This window comes from Pseudactinotalea sp. Z1732, from assembly GCF_049724975.1.
Taxonomy (GTDB): domain Bacteria; phylum Actinomycetota; class Actinomycetes; order Actinomycetales; family Beutenbergiaceae; genus CALKWS01.
Genome location: NZ_JBMPQC010000012.1, coordinates 1 through 22,171 on the forward strand (window position 1 = coordinate 1; position 22,171 = coordinate 22,171).

General features: G+C 69.4%; 23 protein-coding genes and 1 tRNA gene. 18 read left to right on the plus strand and 6 right to left on the minus strand.

The window, feature by feature from the left end; all coding sequences use genetic code 11:
• Window positions 1-401: 401 nt before the first annotated feature.
• Window positions 402-487 (minus strand) — tRNA-Leu (locus tag ACPL7H_RS16450).
• A gap of 533 nt (window positions 488-1,020) precedes the next feature.
• Here ACPL7H_RS16450 and ACPL7H_RS16455 point away from each other — a divergent pair.
• A complete protein-coding gene (locus tag ACPL7H_RS16455; RefSeq protein ID WP_424789167.1) occupies window positions 1,021-1,233 on the plus strand; it encodes a hypothetical protein in 213 nt (70 codons plus the stop codon).
• Between the two features lie 119 nt (window positions 1,234-1,352).
• On the plus strand, window positions 1,353-2,657 hold the full coding sequence (locus tag ACPL7H_RS16460; RefSeq protein WP_424797874.1) for a M20/M25/M40 family metallo-hydrolase: 1,305 nt from the start codon (window positions 1,353-1,355) through the stop codon (window positions 2,655-2,657).
• 6 nt (window positions 2,658-2,663) lie between these two features.
• Here the strand turns inward: ACPL7H_RS16460 and ACPL7H_RS16465 are convergent, their stop codons facing one another.
• Window positions 2,664-2,885 carry a DUF5703 family protein gene (locus ACPL7H_RS16465; protein ID WP_424797875.1) on the minus strand — a complete coding sequence of 74 codons (222 nt, stop codon included), beginning with the start codon at window positions 2,883-2,885 and terminating at the stop codon, window positions 2,664-2,666.
• 53 nt (window positions 2,886-2,938) lie between these two features.
• On the opposite strand from ACPL7H_RS16465, the gene ACPL7H_RS16470 reads away from it, so the two are divergent.
• On the plus strand, window positions 2,939-3,253 hold the full coding sequence (locus tag ACPL7H_RS16470; protein ID WP_424797876.1) for a DNA primase: 315 nt from the start codon (window positions 2,939-2,941) through the stop codon (window positions 3,251-3,253).
• Between the two features lie 17 nt (window positions 3,254-3,270).
• Here the strand turns inward: ACPL7H_RS16470 and ACPL7H_RS16475 are convergent, their stop codons facing one another.
• Window positions 3,271-4,236: an aldo/keto reductase gene (locus ACPL7H_RS16475; protein ID WP_424797877.1), complete on the minus strand. Its 966-nt coding sequence runs from the start codon at window positions 4,234-4,236 to the stop codon at window positions 3,271-3,273.
• Window positions 4,237-4,279: 43 nt separating this feature from the next.
• On the opposite strand from ACPL7H_RS16475, the gene ACPL7H_RS16480 reads away from it, so the two are divergent.
• Together ACPL7H_RS16480 and mshC are read left to right on the plus strand one after the other, a co-directional pair.
• The gene (locus ACPL7H_RS16480; protein ID WP_424797878.1) at window positions 4,280-5,152 is read left to right on the plus strand and encodes an undecaprenyl-diphosphate phosphatase; all 873 of its coding nucleotides are present in this window, start codon (window positions 4,280-4,282) and stop codon (window positions 5,150-5,152) included.
• Between the two features lie 5 nt (window positions 5,153-5,157).
• Window positions 5,158-6,447, plus strand: a complete 1,290-nt coding sequence (gene mshC / locus ACPL7H_RS16485) for a cysteine--1-D-myo-inosityl 2-amino-2-deoxy-alpha-D-glucopyranoside ligase (RefSeq protein WP_424797879.1) — start codon at window positions 5,158-5,160, stop codon at window positions 6,445-6,447.
• A gap of 8 nt (window positions 6,448-6,455) precedes the next feature.
• Here mshC and ACPL7H_RS16490 read toward each other — a convergent pair whose 3' ends face one another.
• Window positions 6,456-7,283 carry a PAC2 family protein gene (locus tag ACPL7H_RS16490; RefSeq protein WP_424797934.1) on the minus strand — a complete coding sequence of 276 codons (828 nt, stop codon included), beginning with the start codon at window positions 7,281-7,283 and terminating at the stop codon, window positions 6,456-6,458.
• An 83-nt stretch (window positions 7,284-7,366) separates the two neighbouring features.
• A complete protein-coding gene (locus ACPL7H_RS16495) occupies window positions 7,367-8,716 on the minus strand; it encodes a cytochrome P450 (protein WP_424797880.1) in 1,350 nt (449 codons plus the stop codon).
• A gap of 73 nt (window positions 8,717-8,789) precedes the next feature.
• Between ACPL7H_RS16495 and ACPL7H_RS16500 the strand changes: the two genes are divergently transcribed.
• The 13 genes from ACPL7H_RS16500 to hisF all read left to right on the plus strand — a co-directional run bounded on the left by ACPL7H_RS16500 (window position 8,790) and on the right by hisF (window position 21,501).
• On the plus strand, window positions 8,790-9,491 hold the full coding sequence (locus ACPL7H_RS16500; RefSeq protein ID WP_424797881.1) for a YqjF family protein: 702 nt from the start codon (window positions 8,790-8,792) through the stop codon (window positions 9,489-9,491).
• A 121-nt stretch (window positions 9,492-9,612) separates the two neighbouring features.
• Complete coding sequence (locus ACPL7H_RS16505) at window positions 9,613-10,131, plus strand: DUF2231 domain-containing protein (protein WP_424797882.1); 519 nt, start codon at window positions 9,613-9,615, stop codon at window positions 10,129-10,131.
• An 82-nt stretch (window positions 10,132-10,213) separates the two neighbouring features.
• Window positions 10,214-10,936: an HAD family hydrolase gene (locus tag ACPL7H_RS16510; RefSeq protein WP_424797883.1), complete on the plus strand. Its 723-nt coding sequence runs from the start codon at window positions 10,214-10,216 to the stop codon at window positions 10,934-10,936.
• Window positions 10,937-10,961: 25 nt separating this feature from the next.
• Window positions 10,962-12,077 (plus strand): site-2 protease family protein, encoded by a 1,116-nt coding sequence (locus tag ACPL7H_RS16515; RefSeq protein WP_424797884.1) that lies wholly within the window; start codon window positions 10,962-10,964, stop codon window positions 12,075-12,077.
• Window positions 12,078-12,088: 11 nt separating this feature from the next.
• Window positions 12,089-13,162, plus strand: a complete 1,074-nt coding sequence (locus ACPL7H_RS16520; protein WP_424797885.1) for a tRNA (adenine-N1)-methyltransferase — start codon at window positions 12,089-12,091, stop codon at window positions 13,160-13,162.
• Between the two features lie 78 nt (window positions 13,163-13,240).
• Entirely contained in the window at window positions 13,241-14,899 is a 1,659-nt protein-coding gene (arc, locus tag ACPL7H_RS16525) for a proteasome ATPase (protein WP_424797886.1), read from the plus strand.
• A gap of 38 nt (window positions 14,900-14,937) precedes the next feature.
• Window positions 14,938-16,536, plus strand: coding sequence for a depupylase/deamidase Dop (gene dop / locus ACPL7H_RS16530; RefSeq protein ID WP_424797887.1), 1,599 nt, complete (start codon window positions 14,938-14,940; stop codon window positions 16,534-16,536).
• 67 nt (window positions 16,537-16,603) lie between these two features.
• Window positions 16,604-16,795, plus strand: coding sequence for a ubiquitin-like protein Pup (locus tag ACPL7H_RS16535; protein WP_424789151.1), 192 nt, complete (start codon window positions 16,604-16,606; stop codon window positions 16,793-16,795).
• Window positions 16,792-17,628, plus strand: coding sequence for a proteasome subunit beta (gene prcB / locus ACPL7H_RS16540; RefSeq protein ID WP_424797888.1), 837 nt, complete (start codon window positions 16,792-16,794; stop codon window positions 17,626-17,628). The genes ACPL7H_RS16535 and prcB overlap by 4 nt, the downstream gene beginning before the upstream one ends.
• Entirely contained in the window at window positions 17,625-18,332 is a 708-nt protein-coding gene (gene prcA, locus ACPL7H_RS16545) for a proteasome subunit alpha (RefSeq protein WP_424797889.1), read from the plus strand. The genes prcB and prcA overlap by 4 nt, the downstream gene beginning before the upstream one ends.
• Window positions 18,329-19,723: a Pup--protein ligase gene (pafA, locus tag ACPL7H_RS16550; protein ID WP_424797890.1), complete on the plus strand. Its 1,395-nt coding sequence runs from the start codon at window positions 18,329-18,331 to the stop codon at window positions 19,721-19,723. Before prcA ends, pafA begins: the two co-directional genes overlap by 4 nt.
• 33 nt (window positions 19,724-19,756) lie before the next feature.
• The gene (locus tag ACPL7H_RS16555) at window positions 19,757-20,731 is read left to right on the plus strand and encodes an FKBP-type peptidyl-prolyl cis-trans isomerase (protein WP_424797891.1); all 975 of its coding nucleotides are present in this window, start codon (window positions 19,757-19,759) and stop codon (window positions 20,729-20,731) included.
• Window positions 20,728-21,501 carry an imidazole glycerol phosphate synthase subunit HisF gene (gene hisF, locus ACPL7H_RS16560; RefSeq protein WP_424797892.1) on the plus strand — a complete coding sequence of 258 codons (774 nt, stop codon included), beginning with the start codon at window positions 20,728-20,730 and terminating at the stop codon, window positions 21,499-21,501. Before ACPL7H_RS16555 ends, hisF begins: the two co-directional genes overlap by 4 nt.
• Before the next feature lie 14 nt (window positions 21,502-21,515).
• Here the strand turns inward: hisF and ACPL7H_RS16565 are convergent, their stop codons facing one another.
• The gene (locus tag ACPL7H_RS16565; RefSeq protein WP_424797893.1) at window positions 21,516-22,130 is read right to left on the minus strand and encodes a TIGR03085 family metal-binding protein; all 615 of its coding nucleotides are present in this window, start codon (window positions 22,128-22,130) and stop codon (window positions 21,516-21,518) included.
• Window positions 22,131-22,171: the final 41 nt, after the last annotated feature.

The window sequence follows — 22,171 nt, forward strand, 5'->3', positions numbered from 1 at the left end:
GCTGGCGATACGGACCTTAGATAAGTCGCATCTTCCCAGGTCAGAGGGGCATTCTCATGCCCCCACGCTCACCAACGCCGCTTCTACATCGGTGGATCCAGGCTTAGACCCATGCGCAGGCAGATGACTCACGGGTTTCGCGGTGCTTGACCCTCAACTAGTCCCGCTTTCCGGGGCGGCCGGTAAACCAGCCCTGGGGCCACCTCGACGTCCTCGGTGATGGGGGACAGTTGGCGGTGCCCCGCTACGGCTGGTGTGCTAATCGGTGTGCCATTTAGTGTGCTGCGCAGCGGGTATCGCCGTGGAACTAGATGCCATAGGATGCGAAACCAAGACCGCGAGAACCGCCAAATGATGCGGTTTACTGCTACGAGAAGGGTCTAGATGTGTCTAGATGTGAGTGTCCAGAGGGGGACTTGAACCCCCACGCCCGATAAAGGGCACTAGCACCTCAAGCTAGCGCGTCTGCCAATTCCGCCACCTGGACCTGGGTGTCGCTCGTGTCCTGTGAACTCCAAACGACGCCCGCCAAGATATCACGCGAACAGGGTCCCGGACGCCCCGCGCACACTGCCGCGGGCGTGGTGCGGGACACCCTCGCCGCGGCTTCCATTGCGGCCTGCGCACACCTGTGCACCCGGCCTGCTGCGTCGTCCTCGGGCGGGTAACCGGTCACATCGGCGGCCGCAGACATAAGACGGCCCCGAGGCAAGGCCTCGGGGCCGTCGCGCGACCGGCCGTTCAGAGGGGGGCCGTTCGGCCGTCGCGACTTAGCCGGGATCTCAACGTCTCCGAGGGGGACGGGGACTCTTTCCCGGCGGTGACCAGTGTACAAGGTGTTAACCCGTACTCAACATGGTGGCGCCGTGTCGGCCGTGGAACTTCACACGCCTTCGGTGGGCGTGAACTTGGGCTCCTGCGGCCTCGAGCGGCAATCCGCGCCGATCCGCCGCACAGGTCTGGGCGCCCCTGAGACCCCCAGGTGCCCCCGTGGGCTGTGTCACACTCGGCGAGTGCTCGATGACCGTGCTCTGCGCAACGTCGCAGTGGTGGCCAGACTGGGTTCGATCCGCGCCGCGGCGCGCGAAAACTGGGCGTGATGTCACCATCGGTGGGTTCGCCGACAGCGGGTTCGGCCGCTCCAGCGGAACCGACGGACGGGCGGAGTACACCCAGGCGAAGTCGATGTGGGTGGAGACCGACGACGAGGCGCCGTTGGCCTTCGGATACTGACACGCCGGATACGGCAGCCTCCGATCGCCGTCGGCGGTGCCCCACCCGCGACCGGTATCGTGCGAACAGATGCGGCCTTGTGCCCACCCGTGCCGGAACGACGTGGATTGGTGGAAGAGATGACCCCTGAACTCGATGTGGTGGACCTGTGCCGTTCGCTGATCCGGATCGACAGTTCCAACTATGGCGATGGGTCCGGCCCGGGGGAGCGGGAGGCCGGTGAGTTCGTGATGGAGAAGCTGACCGAGGTCGGCTGGGACCCGGAGTACTTCGAGTCGACCGACCGGCGTGCCAATGTGGTGCTGCGCATCCCGGGAACCGACCGGGAACGGCCCGCGCTGGTGGTGCACGGGCACACCGACGTGGTGCCCGCCCAAGCCCAGGACTGGAAGATGGACCCGTTCGGCGGTGACGAGATGGACGGGATGATCTGGGGCCGCGGAGCCGTGGACATGAAGAACATGGACGCGATGATCCTGGCGGTCCTGCGCGACATGAAGCGCACCGGCTGGCGCCCGCCCCGGGACCTGGTGGTGGCCTTCTTCGCCGATGAGGAAGCCGGCGGGGTGTGGGGGTCGCACTGGAGCGTGGACAACCGGCCCGAACTGTTCGAGGGAGCCACCGAGGCGATCAGCGAGGTCGGCGGTTTCAGTGTGGAGGTCAACGGGCGCCGGGCCTACCTGCTGCAGACCGCCGAGAAGGGCATCGCCTGGACCCGGCTGATCGCCGAGGGCCGCGCCGGCCACGGTTCGCAGATCAACACCGAGAACGCCGTCACCCACCTGGCCGCGGCCGTGGCCCGGATCGGGGCGCACCAGTGGGACATCACCCTTGGCCCCACCGTGCGCAAACTCCTGGACGGCGTAGCCGAACTGACCGGCACCACCGTGGACCCGGACAACCCCGAGGACCTGCAGGTCCTGATCAACTCCCTGGGTGGGGCGAGCAAGTTCGTCGGAGCCACCCTGTCCGGCAACGCCAACCCCACCCAGCTCGACGCCGGGTACAAGGCGAACGTGATCCCCGGCAGCGCCGAGGCGACCATCGACGTGCGGTTCCTGCCCGGACAGGAGGAAGCCACCGTGAACAAGATCGCCGAACTTGCCGGTGAGCACGTTCGGGTGGAGCCGATCCACCGCGACACCGCGTTGGAGGTCCCCTTCGAAGGAGACCTGGTCGAGGCGATGATCGCCGCCCTGGACGCCGAGGACCCCGGTGCGGTGGTGCTGCCGTACATGCTGTCCGGCGGTACCGACAACAAGGCCCTGTCGAAACTGGGCATCACCGGGTACGGGTTCGTCCCGCTCCTGCTGCCCCCCGAACTGGACTTCGCCGGGATGTTCCACGGTGTGGACGAGCGGGTACCGGTGGCCTCGCTGGAGTTCGGGGTGCGCGTGCTGGAGCGGTTCCTGCGCACCTGTTGAGCCCGCTCAGAGCGTGGAGTGCACCCGGTAGATCTTGCGGCGAAGCCACACCTTGCGCTCCCCGCCGGCGTACAGGCACAACCGGGCCAGTTCCCAGCGCCCGTACTCGGCGTGCTCGGTGAGCAACCGGCGCACATCGTGCCTGCTGGATCGGGCGGGGAGGGTGAACACCCGCGTTTCGTAATGAGCCGAGCCGGCCTGCGCCGGCAGTATCGACACGTCCTGCATGGGCACACCTTATAGGTCTGTCGCCCGTGGTCAATGCGCGCTACCGTGCGCATATGGCAACTGACCCGCAGGCCGCCCTGGACCGGCTCTTCGCTGCCTTCACGGCGCACCTGCACGCTGTCGCCGGGGCCCGGGACGGCGACGCTCCGGCCGTCATCGACGCCGCCGACACGCTCATGGACGCCTTCGACACCTATGACGAGGCGCTGTACGACGCCTACGAGGTGGACACCCCGTTCGTCGTCTACGACGGCGACGACGATGACGACGACTGGGACGTCGACGTCGTCGTCATCGATGTGGACGACGATGACGACGACGATCTGCCGGCGGTGGACGAACTCGACGAACCCGACGCCGACCGCTGAGAAACGCGCGGGCGCGATCATCGTCGCTCGGGATAGCCGAACTCCACCTCGGTGACCTCATCGAGCACCTGCCGGATCTGCCCGGGTAGTTCCAGGTCGGATGCGGCCAGCGAACCGCGCAACTGTGCCGGGCTACGAGCCCCGACGACGGCGGAGGCCACCCCGGGTGCATCCCGCACCCAGGCCAGGGCTACTTCGATGGGGGAGCGGCCCAGCCCCTCGGCGGCGGTGGACACGGCCTCCACCACAGAGCGGGCGTGAGCGGTCAGGTACGGCTCGACGAAGCCCCGCAGGTGCGGAGAGGCTCCCCGGGAGTCAGCCGGCACCGAGCGGCGGTACTTGCCCGACAGCACCCCACGTCCCAACGGGGACCAGGCCAGGATGCCCACGCCGCAGGCATCGGCGGCCGGCACCAGTTCCCGCTCGATGCCGCGCTGCAGCAGCGAGTACTCCATCTGCGCAGCGGTCAGGAACGTCTCGTCGGTGTCCAGCAGGGTCGCCGCCCGGGCCAGCTGCCAGGCCGGGAAGTTGGACAGCCCCACGTACCGGGTGCGCCCGGACGCCACCGCCGCACGCAGCGCCGAAAGCGTCTCCCGTAACGGGGTGCTCCCGTCCGGGGCCTGCACCAGCCACAGGTCCAGGTGGTCGGTGCCCAGCCGGTCCAGCGAGGCGTCCAGGGAGTCCAGCAGCGCCCCGCGAGAGGTGTCCGGGCGGGTGCCGGCGGCATCGGTGCGCACCCCGGCCTTGGAACACAGCAGCACCTCTTCCCGGTCCACGCTGCGTTCCAGGAGCGCGCCGATGACCTCCTCGGCCGTGCCGTCGCCATAGGTGGCCGAGGTGTCCACCAGGTTGCCGCCGGCATCGAGGTAGGCCCGGAGCTGCTCCTCGGCTTCGTGTTCATCGGTGTCGCGGCCCCAGGTAAGGGTGCCCAGGCCGACAGAGGCCACCCGCAGTCCGCTGTTGCCCACACGCCGAAGGTCCATGGCAGTGAAGGCTACCGGTCCGGGACGTCTAGTCTTGGGCGTCGTGACATGGTGGGAAGCGATCATTCTGGGATTGGTGCAGGGGCTCACGGAGTTCCTGCCGATCTCCTCCAGCGCGCACCTGCGAATCGTGGGGGAGTTGTTGCCCGGCGGCACCGACCCGGGTGCTGCGTTCACCGCGATCACCCAGATCGGCACGGAGACCGCGGTGCTGGTCTACTTCCGCAAGGACATCGCCCGGATTATCCGTCACTGGTTCAAATCGCTGCCGATCGGGCCCTGGCGGCGGCAGACCTCCACCGATGATCCCGACGCCAGGATGGGCTGGCTGATCATTCTGGGTTCCCTGCCGATCGTGATCGCCGGTCTGACGTTCGCCGACACCATCGAATACGCGCTGCGGAACCTGTACATCACCGCCGCCGTGCTGGCCATCTTCGCCCTGATCCTGGGCTGGGCGGACCGGGTGGGAGCCAAGCGGCGCACCCTGGGGGAACTGACCTGGAAGCACGGGCTGTTGTTCGGCCTGGCCCAGGCGATGGCGCTGATCCCGGGGGTGTCCCGGTCCGGCGGCACCATCACCGCGGGGCTGCTGATGGGCTACACCCGGGAGGCGGCCGCGCGGTACTCCTTCCTGCTGGCGATCCCGGCGGTGATGGGTTCGGGATTCTTCCAGCTGATCCGCTCCGCCGGCACCGGCGGTCAGGCGGGGCCGGCGAATACCGCACTCGCCACCCTCGTGGCCGCAGTGGTGGGCTACGTGGTGATCATCGCGTTCCTGCGCATCGTGTCCACCTACTCCTACCTGCCGTTCGTGATCTACCGGATCATCCTGGCTGCGGTGGTGTTCGGTCTGTTGGCCGCCGGGGTGCTGACAGCGCTGCCGGAGGATGCCCTCATTTCGCCGATAGGGTGAGGTACGTGCAGTCCTGGTCTTCCCCTCTCGTGCCCACCCTTCCTGCCGGCGGTATCGCGCCCCGGGTTCGCGACACCCTCACCGGTGGCCTGGCCCAACCCGTGAGGGAGGAGCAGGCGCGGATCTACGTATGCGGAATCACCCCGTACGACTCCACCCACCTGGGCCACGCAGCCACCTACATCGCCTTCGACACCCTGGTCCGCGCCTGGCGTGATGCCGGCCTGCAGGTGAACTACGTGCAGAACGTCACCGACGTGGACGACCCGCTGTTGGAGCGGGCCCGCCAGACCGGCGTGTCGTGGCAGGAACTGGCCCGGGACCAGGTGGCCCTGTACGTCTCTGACATGAGCGCGCTGCGCGTGCTGGCCCCGGATCACTACATCGGGGTGGCCGAGACCACGGACCTGGTGGCCGAGGCGGTCGCGCGGATGCTGCAGGCCGGTGGGGCGTACCGGGTACATCCGCGGGACGACGAGCGGGGACCGGACATCTACGCCGACATCGCCGCCGATGACCGGGCCGGCAGTGTCGGGCGGCTCGATGAGGCCACCATGGACCGCTACTTCGCCGAACGCGGCGGTGACCCGGAGGCGCCCGGCAAGAAGCACCCGAGGGACCCACTGCTGTGGCGCGCCGCCCGCCCGGACGAACCGGACTTCGACGGCGGTCCGCTGGGCCGGGGCCGCCCCGGTTGGCACATCGAGTGCGCGGTGATCGCCGAGCGCTTCCTGGGCGTGCCATTCCACGTCCAGGGCGGGGGCACCGACCTGATCTATCCCCACCACGAGATGAGCACCTCCCACCTGCGGGTGCTGACAGGGACTCCTGAGCCGGCGTCGTCGTTCGTGCATACCGGCCTGGTGGCCTACCAGGGCGAGAAGATGAGCAAGTCCCTGGGCAACCTGGTATTCGTCTCCGACCTGCTGGACGACGTACCACCGGCGGCCATCCGCCTGGCGGTCCTGGCCAACCACTATTCCGTGGACTGGGAGTACACCACCGGACTGCTCACCGAAGCCACCCGGCGCTTGGAGCGCTGGCAGGGGGCGCTGCAGCGCGCCGAGGCCACCGGCCGCGAGCCGGGTTCGGGAGCGGGCTCGGCGGGCGAGGACGTCCTCGCCCGCGTCCGTTCGACGCTCGCCGAGGATCTGGACACGCCGGCTGCCCTCGCGGCCGTGGACGCCTGGGCGGACGGGACCTCCACCGCCGCCGATGCCGCCCTGGTGGCGGACGCCGTCGATGCTCTGCTCGGTGTGGACCTGCGCGCCGGTGGGGGCGCAGTAGCAGGCTGAAACCGGGGTCAACTCCCGGAGATGGGTCCGCCGCCGGTGTCGCGGCGGCGCAGGAACCGCTCGAACTCGCGCGCGATGGCTTCACCGCTTGCCTCGGGAAGGTCGGCGGTGTCCTTGGCCTCCTCCAGTTGGCGCACGTACTCGGCCACCTCCGGGTCCTCCTCGGCGAGTTCATTCACCCCGTCCTGCCAGGCCCGGGAGTCCTCTACCAGGTCCCCGGTGGGCACGGGCTCACCGAGGAGTTCCTCCAGAGCGGTCAGCAGGGCCAGGGTGGCCTTCGGGGAAGGGGGCTGGGCAACGTAGTGCGGAACGGCGGCCCAGATGGACAAGGAGTGCAGGCCGCGGTCCAGCGCCATCTGCGCCAGCACACCCACGATCCCGGTGGGTCCCTCGTAGTCGCCGTCCTCCACCCCGAGCAGGGCCTGCACGCGCGGGTCGTCCGAACTGGTCTGCACCGGTATCGGCCGGGTGTGCGGCACGTCGGCCAGCAGGGCGCCCACGCACACGATGGTGCCCGCGTCCAGGTCCTCGGCGGCGTCCAGCAACTCGTTGCAGTAGGCCCGCCAACGCAGTGAGGGTTCGGTGCCGCGGGCGAGCACCAGGCGCCGACCGGTCTGCGGGGTCACCGTCACCGAGATGGTGGTGGAGGGCCAGGTCAGCGCGCGGGAGCCGTCCGGGGTGCGTCGGACCACCGGTCGGTTCACCTGGAAGTCGTGGTAGGAGTCCGGGTCGATCTCGCGCATCTCCCGGGCGTCCCAGGCATCGGCGATCATCTTCAGCGCGGTGCTCGCCGAGGAACCGGCGTCATTCCAGCCCTCGAAGGAGGCCAGCATCATGGCAGGGGGGATCTCATCGGCCGGGTCGGGCTCTTCGCTACGGCGGTGGCGGGGGACGGAACTCACCCCAATAGCCTACGTCGTCACGGCCCGGAGAGCCGGAATCGCAGGTGGAACGGGCTGATCCCACCGGGCAGTGCCCGCCGGGGGCTCAGCGGTGGATCCACCAGCGTGAACTCCTCGGCGCTGACCAGCTGCGCCAACGCCGCGCCGGCGGTGTGCAGTACCACGTTCCGCCCCGGGCACATCGCGGGCCCACCGCTGAACGGCACCAGCGGCCAGTCCTCGTCGGTGCGCGCGCGCAGCCACAGGTCCGGGGTGAACCGGTGCGCGCGGGAGATGCGGGCGTGGTCGCGGTGGAAGTACGGGGCGAACACGATGATGGAGGCACCGGCGGGGAGCATCCCGCCGGCCCAGGTCGTGGCCTGGGTGGTGTCTCGCAGGATCGCGGGGGTGGTGGGCCACAGGCGCAGTGACTCCAGGATGCAGGCACGCAGGTACGGAAAGTCAGCGCCGGCCCCCGCGGCTTCGACCTCTTCCCGGGCGGTGCCCGCATGCCCGTCATGGGTGGCCAGGAGCGCTAACGCACGGTAGGTGGCCCAGGCCGCGGCGTCGAAGGCGAACAGCCACTGCGGGATCTGGTGGTGCTTGGCGGTGCCCTCGGGGCCGGGGGTGCGGGCCACCATCTGGGCCAGACTGCCCGGCTCGGCCCGCTCCACGTAGTCTGCCAGCCGCTCCAGGAACCGTTGCCGGCGCCTCGTTCGGGCAGGTTTGAGGAAGGACCAGTTGGCGTCCTTGCGCAGGCGCAGCAGATCGTCGGTGACGGCGTGGTCGCGGCGGGCTGTATCGCCGAGGACGACGCGGCGGACCATGCGGTGCCAGGCGGTCGCGAACACCGGCCAGTCCAGGGTGCCGCTGAGGCGGGCATGGTCCAGCAGGGCGTTCATCTCCTCGGCGACCACCTCGTGCATCCGCTGCCCGTGCTCATGGGGACGGCGCTGCGGTTGCAGGACCTGTTCGTTGAAGGGGCGGCGGACGGTGCGTTCCTCGGGGGAGGAGATGAGCACCCCCTCGGGTTGGAAGTGACCCAGGGCCCCGCGCTTCTCGCGGGTGGAGGGGGAGAACGGTTCCGGTGACTCGTTCAGCACCCGGTGCACCTGGTCCGGTTCCAGGAGGAAGGTGAACCGGCGCCAGGGCATCCGCACCTGAACCGGTCCGGGGCCGTAACGGTCTCGCAGGTGCTGCATGGTGCGCACAGCTCGCTTGTCAAGGCCCGCCTTCTGGGAGAGCAGCATCATCCGCGGGCGGCGCACGATCGCACCGCCGGCCGCCACCGGCATCAGAACCCGGGTCAGCGCACGTAGCCCGTCCAGGAGGGAGGCGGACGGAACCTCGGGTGCGGGGTTGCGGTCGGAGTTGGCGTGAGAAACCATATTCGAGGCTAAGCCGTCCCGTACTGCTCAGCATCTGCGGATCCGGTGGCACCGGCAGAGGCGGAGGATCACGATGCCCAGTCGACATCCGGAGCACCGGGTACCCGTCGCGGTCAATGTTCAGCACTGGCGAGACCTGACCTTCCTGCACTGGCCCATCGAGGCGGCGAGGTTGCAGGCGTTGATACCGCCGGATCTGGCGGTGGACACCTTCGAGGACGCCGCATGGGTGAGCATCACGCCCTTCCGGATGCAGTACTTCGGTGCACCGGAGGGCGCTTTCGCGCTCGTGCCGGACTTCACCGAGGTGAACGTGCGTACATACGTACGCGACGAAGACGGGCACGACGGGGTCTGGTTCTTCTCCCTGGAGTGTTCACGGTTGCCCGTCACCGTGCTGCTGCGCCAACTCGGCCTGCCCTACCAGCGCTCGACCACGGATCAGCGTGAGCGCGGCCGCGTGGTGCAGTACACCTCCCGGCGCCGAGCGGGCCATGGGTGGTTCGGCGCGGAGGTGGAGGCCGGCGAGCGGATCGAGGATCCGAGCCCGCTCGAGGACTTTCTCACCGGGAGGTGGAACGGGTACAGCCATGCGTGGGGTCGGATCTGGCGCACCCCGATCGAGCACGAGCCCTGGCCGCTGCACACCGCGCGGGCCAGGTGTGATCCGGCCGCGTTGTTCGCCGCGAACGCACTACCGCACCCGCACGCGCCACCGGTGGTGCACTTCTCCCCACTGGTGCACGTGCGCATCGGGATGCCCCGGCCGCTGTGAGACGGTCCTATCCGGCCCGCGGCGCGAGCCAGTTCAACGGCCCGCTCGGTCACGCCTACCGGATTGCCCGGGATGCACGTGGGGCACCCCTGACGCACAACTGCCCACGCTGGTCCGCATGATGAGTCGGATCGAAGAAGCCGACGTGTTGGACGACTACGCCGATTCGGTCCAGCCGTTGGCTGATGCACTGGTCGCCGATGCGGGCCGGCGGCGGATGTTGCACGGTCATGCACTGGGACACGCACTGCATCCCCTGCTCAGCGACGCACCGATCGGCGCCTGGCTCAGCACGGCGGTGCTGGACGTGACCGGCGGCGCCCGCGCCCGCCCCGCCGCCAGGCGACTGCTGGGCTTCGGCATCCTGGCAGCGCTGCCGACCGCGATCACCGGGTGGGCCGAGTGGGCCGGCACCGACACCCGCAGCCGGCGGGTGGGCCTGGTACACGCCGGCGCCAACTCGGTGGCCCTCGGGCTGCACGCTGCCTCCTGGTTGCTGCGCCGCCGCGGTCGTCACGGTGCCGGTGTGGCGCTCAGCGTGCTCGCCAATGGCGCCCTGGCAGCCGCAGGTCAACTCGGGGGCCATCTGACGGTGGCCCGCAAGGTGGGGTCACGTCACGAGCATTTCGACCACGGCTGATCCGGTGGCGGTACCGGGCACTTCGATGCGACTAGCCTGTTCCTGCACATCGTTTCGCGGATGACGACGGCTGGAGCCCACCTTGGATGTCCCTTCTCAGAGCGTTCTCGCAGGTCAGGAGACCCTTGAGCCGCGGTACCCACTGGAAGCGGTCCTATGGGACATGGACGGCACCCTGATGGACTCCGAGCCGCACTGGCTCGCCGCTGAGCAGGAACTGTGCGCCGAACACGGGGGAACCTGGGATGAGTCCCTCGCCCTGGAACTGGTGGGGCTGCCCTTGTCGGTCTCGGCCCAGCACCTGCGCGAACGGGCCGGGATCCGCGGCACCACCGAGGAGATCGTGCAGACCCTGCTGGACCGGGTCACCCTCCGGGTCGCGGACGGCGGCATCCCATGGCGACCCGGGGCGGCCGAACTCCTGCACGAACTGCGCGCCCGGCGCGTGCCGTTGGCACTGGTCACGATGTCGTACGCGCAACTGGCCGAGGTGTTCATCGACTCCCTGCCCGAGGGCACCTTCTCCGCCGTGGTCACCGGTGACACCGTCAGCAACGGAAAGCCGCACCCCGAGCCCTATCTCACTGCGATGGACCGGCTGGGCGTCAGCGCCGCCGGCTCGATCGCGATCGAGGACTCCGTCCCGGGGCTGACCGCCGCGCAGGCCTCAGGCGCCTGCACCATCGGGGTTCCGGCGCTGCTGCCCATCCCCGCCGCACCCGGGAGGGTCCTGCTGGACACCCTCGAGGGGGTATCGGTACACCACCTGCGCCAGATCCTCACCGCCTGCCGGCAGCGCCGGTGAGGATGCCCGGAAGCACCAGGCGGGGATGAGACGCTCACGCACCCGGGGCTGGCGGATCGGGCGGATCGCGGGAACGCCGCTGATCCTCGGGCCCGGTTCGGTGGTGCTCGGGGCGGTGCTGTATGTGCTCTTCCTGCCCACCTTCCAGGCGCTGCTCGGCGACTCGCCGCGGACCTATCTCATCGCGGCGCTGCTGCCGGCGGGTCTGCTGGCTTCGATCCTGGTCCACGAGGTGGCTCATGGGCTCACCGCCCGGCTCTACGGGGTGCCCGTGACCGAGTACGTGCTCACCCTGTGGGGCGGGCACACCGCCTTCGACCACGGCCTGGACCGGCCGGGCCGCTCGGCTGTGGTCTCGGTGGCCGGACCGGCCGCGAACGCCCTGATCGCCGGGCTCATGTGGATACCGATCACAGCCGGCCGGGGAAGCGACGCCGATGTGATGCTCTCCGCGGTGGTGTACGTCAACGCCGTCCTGGCGGCGTTCAACCTGCTCCCGGGCCTGCCGATGGACGGGGGCCGGATCCTGGAGGCGGCGGTCTGGAAACTCACCGGCAACCGCGCCAGCGGCACGATGGTGGCCGCCCGTGGCGGCCAGGTGCTGGCCCTGGGGGTGGCCCTCTGGGGCCTGTGGCCGTTGCTGCTGGGCGCAGCCGGCACGTTCCGCCTGGTCTGGGCAGTGCTGATCGCCGGGGTGTTGTGGTTCGGTGCGCAGGCCGAGGTGCGCCGGGCCAAGGCCCAACGAGCCACCGCCGGAGTGGATCTGAGCGCCCTGGTGCAACCGGCGCTCGTGCTGCCCGAGACCACCAGCCTGACCGACTGGGACCGCGCCGGCGGGGGCCACACGGTGACCGTGCTGACCGCCGCCGACGGCGCCCCGACCGGACTGGTCCAGCACCAGGCCGCCGCTTCGGTGCCCGCGCCGTCCCGGCCGTACACCACGCTCGGCGCCGTCTCGGTGCCGGTGCCCCCGGTGGCGGTGATCTCCACCACCCGCGGAAGTGAGGCGGTCGCCCAGGTCGCCAGGGCTGCACAGGCAGGTGCCGGCACGATCGTCGTGCTCGGCGCGCCGGCGAGCGGGCGGACCGGCATCCGCGGGGTGCTCGACGTGAAGCACGTCATCGACGCGCTGGGCGCGTAGACTCACCGGCCGTGAGCCACGACATCCCTACCGGAGCCCAGGTCCGCCGAGGCCTGCTGCGACCGGGCGACAAGGTGCAACTGACCGACCCCAAGGGACGGCTGAGCACCATCGTGCTCGAGACCGGCAAGGTCTTCCACACCCACCGGGGCTCCTTCGCCCACGACGAACTGATCGGTGCGCCCGAGGCCAGCGTGGTCACCACCAGTGGCGGGGTGGCCTACCTGGCGCTGCGACCACTGCTGAGTGACTACGTGCTGTCCATGCCCCGTGGTGCCGCGGTGATCTACCCCAAGGACGCCGCGCAGATCGTCACCCAGGCCGACATCTACCCCGGGGCGCGCGTGGTGGAGGCCGGGGTGGGTTCGGGGGCGCTGACCCTGTCGCTGCTGCGGGCGGTGGGTGATCACGGTTCGCTGCTGTCGGTGGAGCGTCGCGCCGACTTCGCCGAGATCGCCCAGGGCAACGTGACCGACTTCTTCGCCGGTGACCACCCCGCGTGGGAACTGGCGGTAGGGGACCTGGCCGAGGTGTTGCCCGAGCGCGCCGAACCGGGCTCGGTGGACCGGATCCTGCTGGACATGCTGGCGCCGTGGGAGAACCTGGAGGTGTGCGCCGTCGCGCTCGCCCCCGGTGGGGTACTGCTGGCCTATGTGGCCACCGCCACCCAACTCTCCCGGCTGGCCGAGGACCTGAAGGCCGACGGGCGGTTCACCGAGCCGGTGGCCTGGGAGTCGATGGTGCGCGGCTGGCACCTGGAGGGCCTGGCGGTGCGGCCCGAGCACCGCATGATCGGCCACACCGGATTCCTGCTCACCACCAGGCGGATGGCACCGGGCACCCCGGCACCGCTGCGCCGTCGTCGTCCGGCGCCGGGGGCCTACTCCGAACCGGCGGCCGACTTCGACGAGGCCGCTCTCTCCGCTGACCTGGCCGAGCGGGACCTGAGCGCGAAGCGACTGCGCAAGGTGCGCCGCGAGCAGCGCCGGCGCGCGGCCGCCGCCGACTCCCCGAACCCACCGGAAGAACGATCCGGTGCCGGGGCCGACCCAGCCCCAGCCCCTGACCAAGACCCAGCCCCCTGATCAGGGTGCGGCCACCAGGCCGACTCCGCTGCGACGTCGTCGTCGGTCCTGGCTTACAGTGGTGACCAGGAGGTTTCGATGCCCTCAGTGGACACCGGTGGGGCGCCCTCGGGGCGCGAGCGTGAACTGCGCCAGCAGGCGATCGACCTCGCCGGCAAGAACGAACGCCTGGTCGAGGCACTGAGCGCTGCGCGTTCCCAACTGGTGGAGTTGCGCACCCAACTGGAGGAGATGAGCAAGCCGCCGGGGTCCTATGCACTGTTCGTGCGCGCGCACTCCGACGGCACCGCCGATGTGATGTCCGCCGGCCGCAAGTTGCGGCTCGGGGTCTCACCCTCGGTGGCCCTGGAGGAGTTGACCCTGGGCCAGGAGGTGCAACTGAACGAGGCGATGACCGTGGTCGGCGTCGGCGGGTTCGAGCCGGCCGGGGAACTGGTCACGGTCCGGGAGATGCTCGACAAGGACCGGGCTCTGGTGCTGGGCCGCTCCGATGAGGAGCGCGTGGTGCGACTGGCCGGGTCGCTGCAGGACGAGCACGTACGGGTGGGGGACACCCTGACCGTGGACGGGCGCACCGGGTTCGCCTTCGAGCGAATCCTGCGTTCGGACGTGGAGGACCTGGTGCTGGAGGAGGTCCCGGACGTGGACTACTCCGACATCGGTGGCCTGGCGGCCCAGATCGACCAGATCCGGGACGCCGTGGAGCTGCCGTTCGCCCACCCGGAACTGTTCCGCGAACACGGTCTCAAACCCCCCAAGGGGCTGTTGCTGTACGGCCCGCCCGGGTGCGGAAAGACCCTGATCGCCAAGGCGGTGGCCACCTCGCTGGCCAGGACCGCCACCGCCCAGGACGCCGAAACCGACGCCGCCGGTCGGGCGCGGTCCTACTTCCTCAACGTCAAGGGCCCCGAACTGCTGAACAAGTTCGTCGGGGAGACCGAGCGGCACATCCGCCTCATCTTCTCCCGGGCCCGGGAGAAGGCCTCCCAGGGGATCCCGGTGGTGGTGTTCTTCGATGAGATGGAGTCGCTGTTCCGCACCCGCGGCACCGGGGTGTCCTCGGACGTGGAGACCACGATCGTGCCCCAGTTGCTCAGCGAGATCGACGGTGTGGAACGGCTGGAGAACGTCATCGTGATCGGTGCCTCCAACCGGGAGGACATGATCGACCCGGCGATCCTGCGGCCCGGGCGGTTGGACGCGAAGGTCAAGATCGAACGACCCGACGCCGAGGCCGCGCGGGACATATTCAGCAAGTACCTCACGGCCGACCTGCCGATCCACCCCGACGACCTGGCCGAGCACGACGGCAACGCGGACTGTGCCGTGGCGGCGATGATCGAGCAGGTGGTGGGCAGGATGTACGCCACCGAACCGCACAACCAGTTCCTCGAGGTCACCTACGCCAGCGGGGACAAGGAGATCCTGTACTTCAAGGACTTCAACTCCGGGGCGATGATCGCCAACGTGGTGGACCGGGCCAAGAAGAAGGCCATCAAGGACCTGCTCGCCTCCGGGGTGCGGGGCATCCGCGTGGAACACCTGCTGGACGCCGCGATGGAGGAGTTCAAGGAGAACGAGGATCTGCCCAACACCACCAACCCCGACGACTGGGCGCGGGTCTCGGGCAAGAAGGGTGAGCAGATCGTGTTCATCCGCACGATCGTTCAGCACAAGGGTTCACCCGAGGCCGGCCGCACCATCGAGTCCGTGCGCCCCACCGGCCAGTACCTCTAGCCGCGCAGCCGACCGGCGGGGCCACTTAGGCTGGGTGGGTGAGTGTGCGGCGGATCGTGGGCATGGAGACCGAGTTCGGCATCATGGGCGACAGTCCCGGGCTGAACCCGATGCTGATGTCGGCCCAGGTGGTCACCGCCTACGCCCGGCACGCGCTCCCGGAAGGCACCTCACCGCGGTGGGACTACTCCGATGAGGATCCGCTCAACGATGCCCGGGGCTGGCGGCTGGAGCGCGGGGCGGCCCATCCGAGCCAACTCACCGATACCCCTGGATCCGAGGCGAGCGGGGCCGCTTTGGCGGCACACTTGCCGGCCATCCGGGAGCAGCGCCGCGGCGCGCCGGAGCCGGATCAGGGGCTGGTGGCCAACGCCGTGCTGACCAATGGAGCCAGGTTCTATGTCGACCACGCCCACCCGGAGTACTCCGGACCCGAGACCACCGGACCGCTGGCAGCGCTGACCTGGGACCGGGCCGGCGACGAGATCGCGCTGCGAGCCAGCAGGTTGCTCGCCCAGATCCCCGGCATGCCCACTGTGACCCTGTACAAGAACAACACCGATGGCAAGGGTGCGAGCTACGGCACCCACGAGAACTACCTGGTGGACCGCCGGGTGCCCTTCGGTGACATCGTGGACTACCTCACCCCGTTCCTGGTGACCCGGCAGATCTTCTGCGGTGCGGGCCGGGTGGGCCTTGGTCAGCATGGCGAGAACCCCGGTTACCAGATCTCCCAGCGGGCCGACTTCATCGAGGCGGAGGTCGGCCTGGAGACGACCCTGCGCCGCCCGATCATCAACACCAGGGACGAACCGCACGCCGATCCCCGCGACTACCGGCGCCTGCACGTGATCATCGGTGACGCCAACCTGGTCCAGGTGTCGAATTACCTGAAGCTCGGGACCACCGCGCTCCTGCTCTGGCTGCTGGAGACCGGGCAGGTCCCGCTGGAACTGTCCGCGCTCCGACTGGCCGACCCGGTCGCGGCGGTCCGCACGATCAGCCGGGACCTGACCCTGGGGGAGAAAGTGGACCTGGAGGATGGCCGCAGCATGACCGCGGTACAGATCCAGCAGATCTACGCGGACGTGATCGGGGCGGCGCTGCACGAGCGCGGCCGGGTCGATGAGCAGACCCGGGACGTCCTGGTGCGATGGCGCGAGGTGCTGTCCAGGCTGGCCACCGACCCGGCCCAGTGCGCCCGGGAGGTGGAGTGGGTGGCCAAACTCCGCCTGCTGGAGGGCATGCGCGCCCGCCGGGGGACGGACTGGGACGACCACCGCCTGGCCGCGATGGATCTGCAGTGGTCCGATCTACGCCCGGAGAAGGGTGTCTACGCCCGCCTGGCCGCAGCGGGGGGAGTGGAGATCCTGGTCGACGACCAGCAGGTGGAGCACGCCATCGCCAACCCTCCGTCGGACACCCGGGCCTACTTCCGCGGCGAGACGCTCCGGCGGTACGGTCCCCAGGTGGAGGCGGCGAACTGGGACGCGGTGGTCTTCGACCTGCCCGGCCGGGCACACCTGACGCGGGTGCCGACCTCCGACCCCTACCGGGGCAGTGCCGAGCACGTGGGTGATCTGCTGGCTGCGCACCCGCGGGCGGAGGATCTGATTGCCGCACTCGGCAATCCATGACGCCGGGGCGAGCCCGCGCGTCGTAGGATCGAGGCAACAGTTCTCCCGGCATAACTAGGAGGCATCGGTGGCCCGCCAGTTCGAGCAGAAGCGCCCGTCCGACCCGCCCGACGACGACGTACCCACTCCGGCCCCGACCGGCGCGGGTGCCCGCGCACAGGATGCCGAGGTCGATGCGCTCCTCGATGAGATCGATGAGGTGCTGGAGACCAACGCGGAGACGTTCGTTCGCGGCTTCGTGCAGAAGGGCGGCCAGTGACCGGCGCAGCCGGGGACCGGCTGCCGGCGGTCTACACCCGTCCGGGCAGCGCCTCGTTCACTGAATTCCTGGCTGAGGCGGCACCCGAACTCCTTCCCGGGCGACGCTATGCCGGGCAGGAACTGGACGTGGCTTCGCTACCGGCCCCCCACGCCACCACCATCGTCGCGCTGACCTACCCCGGTGGTGTGGTGATGGCCGGGGACCGGCGCGCCACGATGGGTTCCCAGATCTCGCACCGGCGGATGGAAAAGGTGTTCTCCGCCGACGAGTTCTCCGCGATCGGGATCGCCGGCACCGCCGGCCTCGCAGTGGAACTGGTGCGCCTGTTCCAACTCGAGTTGGAGCACTTCGAGAAGATCGAGGGTGCGCTGTTGTCGTTGGAGGGGAAGGCGAACCGGCTGGCCACGATGGTCCGTTCCAACCTCCCCCTGGCACTGCAGGGTCTGGCCGCGATCCCGCTGTTCGGCGGCTACGACCAGGGCGAGGGGACCGGTCGGATCTTCTCCTACGACGTCGTCGGCGGGCGGTATGAGGAACGTGACTACCACGCCGTCGGATCCGGCGGGGTCTACGCCCGCGGTTCACTGAAGAAGCTCTGGCAACCCGACCTCGATCCCGACGCCGCGGTGCGTACCGCGCTGCGGGCCCTGGTCGACGCGGCGGATGACGACTCGGCAACGGCCGGCCCGGACCTGCTGCGCAAGATCTACCCGGTCGTGGTGCGCATCGACGTCGAGGGGTTCACCCGGATCCCGGCGCCGGACCTGGGCCGACACGCCGAGGAGATCAACGCCCGGCTCGCCGAGACCGAGGAAGGAGACCGGTCATGACGCAGGCGTACTACGTCTCCCCGGAACAACTGATGAAGGACCGGGCGGACTTCGCGCGCAAGGGCATCGCGCGCGGCCGCTCGGTGGTGGCACTGGGCTACGTCGGCGGGATCGCCTTCGTCACCGAGAACCCCTCCAGGGCATTGCACAAGATCTCCGAGATCTACGACCGGATCGCCTTCGCCGCGGTGGGCAAGTACAACGAGTTCGAGAACCTGCGGGTGGCCGGGATCCGCTACGCGGACCTGCGTGGCTACTCCTACGACCGCACCGACGTCAACGCCCGGGGCCTGGCCAACGCCTACGCGCAGAGCCTGGGGGCGGTGTTCACCACCGAGTCCAAGCCACTGGAGGTCGAGATCGCCGTCGCCGAGGTAGGCGCGGATCAGGACACCGACCAGATCTACCGGCTCTCCTACGACGGGTCGGTCAGCGACGAGCACGGCTTCGTGGTCATGGGTGGTGCGGCGGACCGGCTCGGCCGGATCGTGGCCGAGCAGTGGCGCACCGGCCTGGAGCTGAGCGAGGTGATGCGCCTGGCGGTGAGCGCCCTGGGCAGTCCGGATGCGGAGGTCGAGGAGGGCGGGAAACGGCGCCGGATACCCGCTACCGGCCTGGAAGCGGCCGTATTGGACCGGACTCGGCTCCGCCGGGCGTTCCGTCGGCTCGATGCGAGTGCCCTGGAATCGTTGCTGAACGAATGACCGCGCGCATCTTCGGCCTGGAGACCGAGTTCGGCATCACCTCGGACACCACCTCGGGACGCACGCCGTCGGCCGAGGAGATCGCCCGGTACCTGTTCCGCAAGGTAGTGGCCTGGGGCCGGTCGTCGAACGTGTTCCTGGGCAACGGTGCGCGCCTGTACCTCGATGTGGGGTCCCACCCCGAGTACGCCACGGCCGAGTGTGATGACCTCCGCCAGCTCCTCATTCAGGACAAGGCCGGCGAGCAGATAATGGTCGGGCTGTTGGCCGACGCCCAGGAACGGATGGCCGCCGACGGTATCGACGGCACCATCCACATGTTCAAGAACAACCTGGACTCGGCGGGGAACTCCTACGGGTGCCACGAGAACTACCTGATCCGGCGGCGCTCGGACTTCAGCCGTACCGCCCACGCGCTCATCCCGTTCCTCATCACCCGCCAGATCCTCACCGGCGCCGGGCACGTGCTGCCCGGGAGCGGTGGGGCCCGGTACTGCTTCTCCCAGCGTGCCGACCACATGTGGGAGGCGACCAGCTCGGCCACCACCAGGTCCCGCCCGATCATCAACACCCGGGACGAACCGCACGCCGACGCCGACCTGTACCGCCGCCTGCACGTGATCAGCGGGGACTCCTCGATGTCCCAGACCACCACGATGCTCAAGGTGGGCATGACCGACCTGATCCTGCGGATGCTGGAAGCCGGGGTGATCCTGCGTGACTTCACCTTCGCCAACCCGGTGCGGGCGATCCGCCAGATCTCCCACGACCTGACCACCTCCACCCAGGTTCCGCTGGCGCACGGCACCACGGCCAGTGCCCTGGAAGTTCAGGAGTACTACCTGGAGCGCACCCGCACCTACCTGTCCGAGAGCGACCAGCACGGCCCCTACGACGGCTGGGTGCTGGACCTGTGGTCGCGTGGGCTGGAGGGGTTGCGCACCGGGAACCTCGAACCGGTTGAGACCGAACTCGACTGGGTGATCAAGAAACGGCTCCTGGACCGGTACCTGGCCGGGAAGAACCTGCCGCTGACCGACGCCCGGGTGAGCCGGCTGCTGCTGGCCTATCACGACATCTCACCGCGGCACGGGTTGTTCCCGAAACTGGAGGCCCGCGGCCTGGCCGCCACGATGGTCTCGGTGGAGGAGGTGGAGACGGCGACCACCACACCGCCGCAGACCACCCGGGCCAAGCTCCGGGGCGACTTCGTCCGTGCCGCAACCGAGCGCCGCCGGGATTTCACCGTGGATTGGGTGCACCTGAAACTGAACGACTACTCCGGCCGCACGGTGCTGTGCAAGGACCCGTTCCGCTCCTCCGATGAGCGGGTGGACCGGTTGATCGCCAGCATGGATGAGGCCCACCCGGGTCCGATGCCGGTGATCTGAGGCAGTGGCTCGGGAGCCGTAGACTCTGGATCTGTGTTGCCATCCCGCCGAACCGTCCTGAGTGCGCTGAGCCTGGCCACGCTCGGTGCGGCCGTGGCCTGCCGGCAGGAACCGGATCCGGAGTCTGACGGCGAGGTCTGGGTTTCCGGGGAGTTCGGCACGATGCCCCGGGTCGACTTCGAGACGCCATTGAGCATTTCGGCGCCCTACACCGAGGAGATCATCACCGGCGAGGGAACCGAACTGCGCGATGCCGCCGCGGTGATGCTGTCCTACCTCGCCATCGACGCGGTGACCGGGGAGACGATCAGGGAGAACTACCAGGAGTCCCCGGAGATCATGGTGCTCGGTGAGGACGCCGGGGTGTTGCATGCCGAACTCCTCGGACGCACCGAGGGTTCGCGGTTGCTCCGGGTGGAACTTGGTACCCGGGAACGGCCCAACCCCACCGTGCTGGTGTACGACATCCGCCACACCACCGCCTGGGGCGAACCGGTTCCGGCACCCAAGAACGACGACCAGACCCCGCAGGTCGGTACCGACGACGACGGGATCCCCGTGGTGCAGGTACCTGATGCCGACCCACCGGCGGACCTGCAGGTGGTTCCGGTACTGCGTGGTGACGGCCCCCAGGTCCGCGACGGGCAGGCCGTCACGGTGCGCTACTCCACCTACTCCTGGAGCACCGGCGAGATCACCGACACCCTCTGGGGGGAGGGCATGTTGCCCACCACGATCCCCTTCACCGGCCTGATCCCGGCTTGGCAGAACGGGCTGGTCGATGAGCAGGTCGGATCCCGGTTGATCCTGGTGACGCCCCCGGAACTGGCGTTCGGCACCGAGGCGCTGGTGTTCCTCATCGATGTGCTCGCGGTCTCGGCGATGGAGGAGAACGGCGAGGACCCCGAGGACGGCGAGAACGGCGGCGAGAACGGCGGCGAGGACGGCGGCGAGGACGGCGAGAACGGCGGCGAGGACGGCGGCAACGAGGAGGAGGACACCGGATGAGCGTGGCGCTACGGGTGATCCCGTGCCTGGATGTGGACGGCGGACGGGTGGTCAAGGGGGTGAACTTCGCCAATCTGCGCGATGCGGGCGACCCCGTCGAACTCGCCAAGCGGTACGTGGCCGAGGGGGCTGACGAGTTGACGTTCCTGGACATCTCGGCCTCCACCGAGGACCGGGCCACAACCGTGGACGTCGTCAGCACCACCGCAGAGGAGGTGTCGGTGCCGTTGACGGTCGGCGGTGGCGTGCGCACCGTCACCGACGTGGATGCGCTGCTGCGCGCTGGAGCGGACAAGGTCGGGGTGAACACAGCCGCGACCCAGCGTCCGGAGTTGATCGAGGAGATCGCGCAGCGGTTCGGGTCCCAGGTGCTGGTGCTGAGCGTGGACGCCCGTCGGTCGCCCGAGGGGACCACGACCGGATCTGGGTTCGAGGTCACCACTCATGGCGGGCGGCGCGGCACCGGCATCGACGCGGTGACCTGGGCGGTGCGGGCGGCCGAATCAGGGGTGGGGGAGATCCTGTTGAACTCCATGGACGCCGACGGCACCACAGCCGGATTCGACCTGGAGATGACGACGGCGGTGCGTGAGCGGGTCAGCGTCCCGCTGATCGCCTCCGGAGGCGCCGGCAGCGTCGAGGACTTCGTTGCGGTCGCCCACTGCGGAGTCGATGCGGTGCTGGCGGCCAGCGTCTTCCACTACGGCAGCCTCACGATCGGTCAGGTCAAGGACGCCTTGGCCGGGGCCGGGTTCACCGTGCGTCGCTGACTGCAGATCACTGCTCACAGCGTCGGCTGCTGCGCTGCGACCGCGACGACGTCGACGTCGGCTTGCTCGGCGCGACCGGTCAGGTACAGCGCGAGTTCCACCGGATCGCCGGTGACGGCGATGCTGTGCCGTGCGCGGCGCACCACCGCCCTGGGTCCACCGGGCACCACCAGCACCATCCCGGTGCGGTCCCGGGTCTGGGTGGTCCTGCCTGCCCGGCGGACCTGCACCCATAGGGTAGACAACTGTTCCGGCGCCAGATCGCGCGGCTGAACCGGCCCGTCGGCGCGGCGGACATCCTCGTGATGCACCACGTACTCCAGCAGGTGGATCGCATCCCCGGCCAGTGCCATCGGGTTCCAGGCGGCAGGCTCGGCCAGGAACCGATCCAGCAATCCCTCGTAAGCCTCCGGATCGGCATGGGCCTCACCCAACTCCATGGTGCGGGTGCCCGCATCGGTCAGTCCGGGCAGGAGTCCGGCGAGGAACTGTCCCGGGCGGTGCAACCGCAGGTACAGGTGGGCGGCCAGGTGGCGGCTTCGCCACCCCTCGCACAGGGTGGGGGCGTCGGGGCCAACCGCCCGCAGTGTGTTCGCCAACTCGCGCTGCTCCCAGCGATACCAGTCCATCCCTCACGATCGCACAACAGGACCCACGTCACAGTGTCGTT

What these genes read in the sequence shown, in the direction of transcription:
- ACPL7H_RS16460 (WP_424797874.1), top strand. Translation starts at nt 1,353, where the DNA reads ATGACCCCTGAACTCGATGTGGTGGACCTGTGCCGTTCGCTGATCCGG.
- ACPL7H_RS16465 (WP_424797875.1), bottom strand. Translation starts at nt 2,885, where the DNA reads ATGCAGGACGTGTCGATACTGCCGGCGCAGGCCGGCTCGGCTCATTAC.
- ACPL7H_RS16495 (WP_424797880.1), bottom strand. Translation starts at nt 8,716, where the DNA reads ATGGTTTCTCACGCCAACTCCGACCGCAACCCCGCACCCGAGGTTCCG.
- ACPL7H_RS16500 (WP_424797881.1), top strand. Translation starts at nt 8,790, where the DNA reads ATGCCCAGTCGACATCCGGAGCACCGGGTACCCGTCGCGGTCAATGTT.
- pafA (WP_424797890.1), top strand. Translation starts at nt 18,329, where the DNA reads ATGACCGCGCGCATCTTCGGCCTGGAGACCGAGTTCGGCATCACCTCG.
- ACPL7H_RS16455 (WP_424789167.1), top strand. Translation starts at nt 1,021, where the DNA reads ATGACCGTGCTCTGCGCAACGTCGCAGTGGTGGCCAGACTGGGTTCGA.
- hisF (WP_424797892.1), top strand. Translation starts at nt 20,728, where the DNA reads ATGAGCGTGGCGCTACGGGTGATCCCGTGCCTGGATGTGGACGGCGGA.
- ACPL7H_RS16565 (WP_424797893.1), bottom strand. Translation starts at nt 22,130, where the DNA reads ATGGACTGGTATCGCTGGGAGCAGCGCGAGTTGGCGAACACACTGCGG.
- ACPL7H_RS16490 (WP_424797934.1), bottom strand. Translation starts at nt 7,283, where the DNA reads ATGATGCTGGCCTCCTTCGAGGGCTGGAATGACGCCGGTTCCTCGGCG.
- ACPL7H_RS16515 (WP_424797884.1), top strand. Translation starts at nt 10,962, where the DNA reads ATGAGACGCTCACGCACCCGGGGCTGGCGGATCGGGCGGATCGCGGGA.
- arc (WP_424797886.1), top strand. Translation starts at nt 13,241, where the DNA reads ATGCCCTCAGTGGACACCGGTGGGGCGCCCTCGGGGCGCGAGCGTGAA.
- ACPL7H_RS16505 (WP_424797882.1), top strand. Translation starts at nt 9,613, where the DNA reads ATGAGTCGGATCGAAGAAGCCGACGTGTTGGACGACTACGCCGATTCG.
- prcA (WP_424797889.1), top strand. Translation starts at nt 17,625, where the DNA reads ATGACGCAGGCGTACTACGTCTCCCCGGAACAACTGATGAAGGACCGG.
- ACPL7H_RS16475 (WP_424797877.1), bottom strand. Translation starts at nt 4,236, where the DNA reads ATGGACCTTCGGCGTGTGGGCAACAGCGGACTGCGGGTGGCCTCTGTC.
- ACPL7H_RS16470 (WP_424797876.1), top strand. Translation starts at nt 2,939, where the DNA reads ATGGCAACTGACCCGCAGGCCGCCCTGGACCGGCTCTTCGCTGCCTTC.